The sequence below is a fragment of the Psittacicella gerlachiana genome (genome assembly GCF_003585965.1).
GTDB classification, from domain to species: domain Bacteria; phylum Pseudomonadota; class Gammaproteobacteria; order Enterobacterales; family Psittacicellaceae; genus Psittacicella; species Psittacicella gerlachiana.
In genome coordinates this window covers 1-4570 of record NZ_NRJF01000117.1, presented here as the reverse complement: position 1 = coordinate 4570, position 4570 = coordinate 1, and the positions used below count along the sequence as shown (strand labels likewise).

4 protein-coding genes are annotated in these 4570 nt (G+C 31.1%); all 4 read left to right on the top strand.

All coding sequences use genetic code 11. From position 1 onward, the window contains the following. Positions 1-1224, top strand: a 1224-nt coding sequence (locus tag CKF59_RS04450) for a 2-oxoglutarate dehydrogenase component E1 family protein (RefSeq protein ID WP_484283396.1), incomplete at its 5' end; no start/stop codon positions are given. A gap of 16 nt (positions 1225-1240) precedes the next feature. Continuing rightward, on the top strand, positions 1241-2566 hold the full coding sequence (gene sucB, locus CKF59_RS04445; protein WP_119534772.1) for a dihydrolipoyllysine-residue succinyltransferase: 1326 nt from the start codon (positions 1241-1243) through the stop codon (positions 2564-2566). 81 nt (positions 2567-2647) lie between these two features. Next, positions 2648-3328 (top strand): SCP2 sterol-binding domain-containing protein, encoded by a 681-nt coding sequence (locus CKF59_RS04440; RefSeq protein WP_222985586.1) that lies wholly within the window; start codon positions 2648-2650, stop codon positions 3326-3328. 6 nt (positions 3329-3334) lie between these two features. After that, positions 3335-4570: AarF/UbiB family protein (locus tag CKF59_RS04435; RefSeq protein ID WP_119534770.1), on the top strand; the 1236-nt coding region annotated here is incomplete at its 3' end.

Below are 4570 nucleotides of genomic sequence, written 5' to 3'. Positions count from 1 at the left end.
ACTCTAGGTAATGCTGATGATTACGATTTAGTAGATTATTCTAGATTATCAAGTCGTGAGTTCAAAGATTTAGGTTATAAATTAAGTGAACTTCCTGCTAATTATGAACTTTCAGCAACATTAGCTAAATTATATAATCAACGTTTAGATGCTCTAACTAATGATAAAAAGTTAAATTGGGGACAAGTTGAGCTTTTAGCTTACGCAACTTTACTCCAAAATGGTAAAAATGTTCGTTTAACTGGAGAAGATGCAGGTCGTGGAACCTTCTTCCATCGTGCTGCAGTATTATCTAGTTTTAATAAAGAAAATGATTATTTACCACTATTAGATATAGCTAAAGAGCATGACGCAAAATTTGAAATTTGGGATTCAACTCTAAGTGAAGCTGGAGTACTTGGTTTTGAATATGGGTATAGTATTACAACCCCAAATACTTTAGTTTTATGGGAAGCTCAATTTGGTGATTTTGCAAATGGAGCTCAACCTTTAATTGATCAATTTATTGTTTCAGGTGAAACTAAGTGGAATCAAGTATCGGGATTAACTCTACTTTTACCTCATGGCTATGAAGGGCAAGGGGCAGAGCATTCGAGTGCTAGAATAGAAAGATTCTTACAACTATGTGCAGATAATAATCTGCGTGTAGTTATCCCAACTAATGCCAAAAATATGTACCATCTTCTAGTGAACCAAGGATTAACAGAGAAGAAAAAACCATTAGTAGTATTTACTCCTAAGTCTTTATTAAGATTAGAAGAGGCTAGTGCAAGTATCACCGAGATTACTAATTCAAAATTTGAAACAGTGATTTATGATACAAAAGTTGCAAATGAGCAGATTGAAAAGCTAGTAGTCACTGCTGGACGTATACGTTTTGATGTCCAAAGTCAATTAGCTTCGAAAAATGCAACTAATATTTATCACTTGCATTTAGAACAGCTTTATCCATTCCCGAGTGAAGAAATTCAACAGGTAATTGATTCTTGTCCGAACTTAAAATTAGTTGAAATAGTACAAGATGAACCTGAAAACCAAGGTTATTGGAATTTTGCATTACCTTATATGCTGAAAATTCTTAATCATAGATTAGGAAAAGTTCATTTAGGATTTAATGGACGAAAAGCTAGTGCGACTACAGCAAGCGGTTATCCAAAAACTAGTAAAGAAGAACTAGAACAAATTTTAAATAGATTAGATCAGCTAGATAATTATTTTATTTAAGCAAAAAAGGTTAAACATGAGTAACATTGAAATTAAAGGCCCTATTCTTCCAGAATCAGTAGCTAATGCTGAATTAAATAGATGGTTAGTTAAAGTTGGTCAGCAAGTTGAAGCTGGTGAAACAATTGCAATCGTGGAAAGTGATAAGGTTTCTTTTGAGGTCTCAGCACCAAATGACGGTTATGTAACCGAGTTTATTGAGAATGAAGGTTCGACAATAGTAACTGAACAGCCTATTGCAAAATTTACGGTTGTTGAAGGCGTGCAAGCTCAAGCAAGTACAGCAAATGAGAAAGAAGTAGAAGTTCAAGCTCAGGTTGCAGAGACACAAGAACAAAAATCTCCTGTAGTTGAGAAAGAAGAGGTACAAAAAGCTCCTCAAGTAGAGGTAACTCCTCGTACTCCTGAAGTAACTGCAAGAAAATCTGTGAAACCAGAAGCAACTCCAGCTAAAAGTCAAATTCATGTTGAAAATGATTATTCATTAGCTGCCCAAAAAATTAATCTTGGTCCAAGTGCAAGACGTTTAATTAATGAACATGGAATTACCTCTGATGAGGTAGAAAATTACTTACGTAATAAATTACCTCCACGTGTGATCGCTAATGAAATTAAGTTACGTCAAATTAACGAAGCAGTAAACCCATTTAAAACCCGTGTTCCTATGACCAATATTCGTAAGCATATTGCTCAACGTTTATTAGAGTCAAAGAATAGTACCGCAATGTTAACTACATTTAATGAAGTTGACTTACAAAGTATTATTGATATCCGTAAAACCTATGGAGAAAAATTCCAGAAAAAACACAATATTCGTCTTGGCTTTATGAGCTTTTTCGTAAAAGCTGTATCAGAAGCTATGAAAGAATTTCCGATTATTTCTGCATGTATTGAGGGAGATGATATTGTCTACTCAAATACTACCGATATTTCGATTGCCGTATCTACTGAGAGAGGTTTAGTTACCCCAGTATTAAGAAATACGGAAAACAAAGGTTTAGCTGATATTGAACGTGAAATTGCTCAATTAGCTGATAAAGGGAACAATAATAAACTGACAATTGAAGATATGACTGGAGGTAATTTTACCATTACCAATGGAGGAGTATTCGGTTCTCTATTTTCAACGCCAATTATAAATCCACCACAATCTGCAATTTTAGGGATGCATGGAATTAAGAAAAGACCAGTAGTTGTAGATGATCAAATTGTAATACGTCCAATGATGTATATCGCATTATCTTATGATCATCGTTTAATTGATGGTAAAGATTCGGTAAGATTTCTTGTAAAAGTTAAAGAACTCTTAGAAGATCCAACGCAAATTCTTTTAGATTTATAATAGAAAGTCCAAGGAGATAATAAATACATTATCTCCTTGGACTGTTATAATATAGAGTAGCAAATTTATGGAGAACTTAAAGTGAGTTTAATAACTTTAATTGTAAATGCACTAAAAAATAATACTATTAACGAAAAACTAATTGCATTTGTAAATAAGACTTTAGAGTTTATAGTTCCACAAAATCTTAAGGGAACTACAGATTATCTTAATTTAAAAGATAAAAATATTTATTTAGAAATTTCAGATTTAAATTTAATCTATCAATTAAAGTTTGCCGATAAGGTTGAAGTTGAACAATTAAAAAATTCTGAACCTTTATCATCTGATTTATTAATTAAATTAACGAGACCATCAATTATAAGTTTAGTTAATAAAACTCAAGATTTTGAAACTCTTTTAAAACAAGAGAAGTTAAAGATTGAAGGTGATAATAAATTATTAATCAGCTTAATAAATTTTACTTCTCGTGTAGATTTTTCAGTAGAAAATGTATTGAGTAAATATATTGGTGACGTTCCTGCTTATATTGCAACAAATGCTGGAAAAAAAGCTAATGAGTTTTTAACTAATCTTATAACTTTTATTGATGATGCTAATGTTAATAGATTTAGCAATAAAAGTTTAGATAGTGATGATCCATTTCGTGATGATTCACAAGTAAAAGCTAGTAATGTAAATAATCCGATTGCAGACTTAATTGAAAATAAATTACCAAATGCTAAGCAAGTATTTGATAGTTTTATAAAACAAATAAAGTAGGATCAAGTGCGTAATTTATTTCGTATACTTTTAATAGGCTATGTAATAAGACGTTATCGTATTGATAAATATCTTATCGAAGAAAAGAAACTTAAAGTATTTAAATTATTAAGTTTTTGCTTCTTTTGGGTGCCTGCAAAAGCTAAGACTTGTAGTGTTGGAACAAGATTAAAGTTGACCTTAGAAGAATTGGGTCCAATTTGGATAAAGTTAGGTCAACTTTTATCGATTCAAGATGATTTCTTTGATGAGCAGATAACAGAAGAACTTAAGTCTCTGCAAGAGAGAACTATTCCTGCAAATGTTGAGCATTTGCAAAAGAAGATAGAAAAAGATTTGGGTATTCCTTTTAATAGTATCTTTGAATCTTTTTCGGAAGATCCTTTAGCTTCAGCTTCAATTGCTCAAGTGTATACTGCAAATTTAAACTTAAACAATTATCAAAAATTAATATTAAATAGTAAAAATGATAAACTTATTATCAATAAAACTAATGATTTTGATTTTACGCAAGAAAAGGTTGCAGTAGTTATTAAAGTTCTCCGTCCTGGAGTTCGTGAGAAAATAAAAGTTGAATTAAAGTTAATCCGAAGTATTTTTAATTTTATCTCACGTTATGTAGATCAAAGTAATCGCCTGCGTGGTAGTGAAGTTGTTGATGAACTTGAAAATAATTTCAATGTAGAATTAGATTTAACTTGTGAAGCTGGAAATGGACAAACCTTAAGAGATCACTGGTTAAACTCTCATGTTCTGTATATTCCTAAAGTTTTTTGTGCAACAAAAGATTGGTTTATTTCTGAAAGAATCTTTGGTACTTCTATAAATAATCATCAAAATCTTATTGATAATGCTGTAAATTGTGAGCTTCTTGCTAAAAGAGGTGTTGAGATCTTCTTTAGACAATTATTAGAGTTTAATTTCTTTCATGCGGATATGCATCCAGGAAATATTTTCGCTGATATAAGTAATCCTGAAGATCCAACTTATATAGCCATAGATTTTGGTATTGTTGGTAGTTTAACTAATTTAGATACTAAATACTTAGTTGAAAACCTTATCGCCTTTTTTAAAAGAGATTATAGAAAAATTGCAGAGCTTCATGTTAATTCAGGATGGATTAGAGGAAAGGTAGATGTAAATGAGTTTGAAAGACAAATAGGATATGCTTTAGATCCTTTATTTAATAAGTCTCTAGATGAAATTCGCTTTAGCTTAGTACTTAAAAATTTATTTACGGTT

Coding starts and splice junctions, on each gene's coding strand:
- sucB (WP_119534772.1), top strand. CDS start 1,241: ATGAGTAACATTGAAATTAAAGGCCCTATTCTTCCAGAATCAGTAGCT.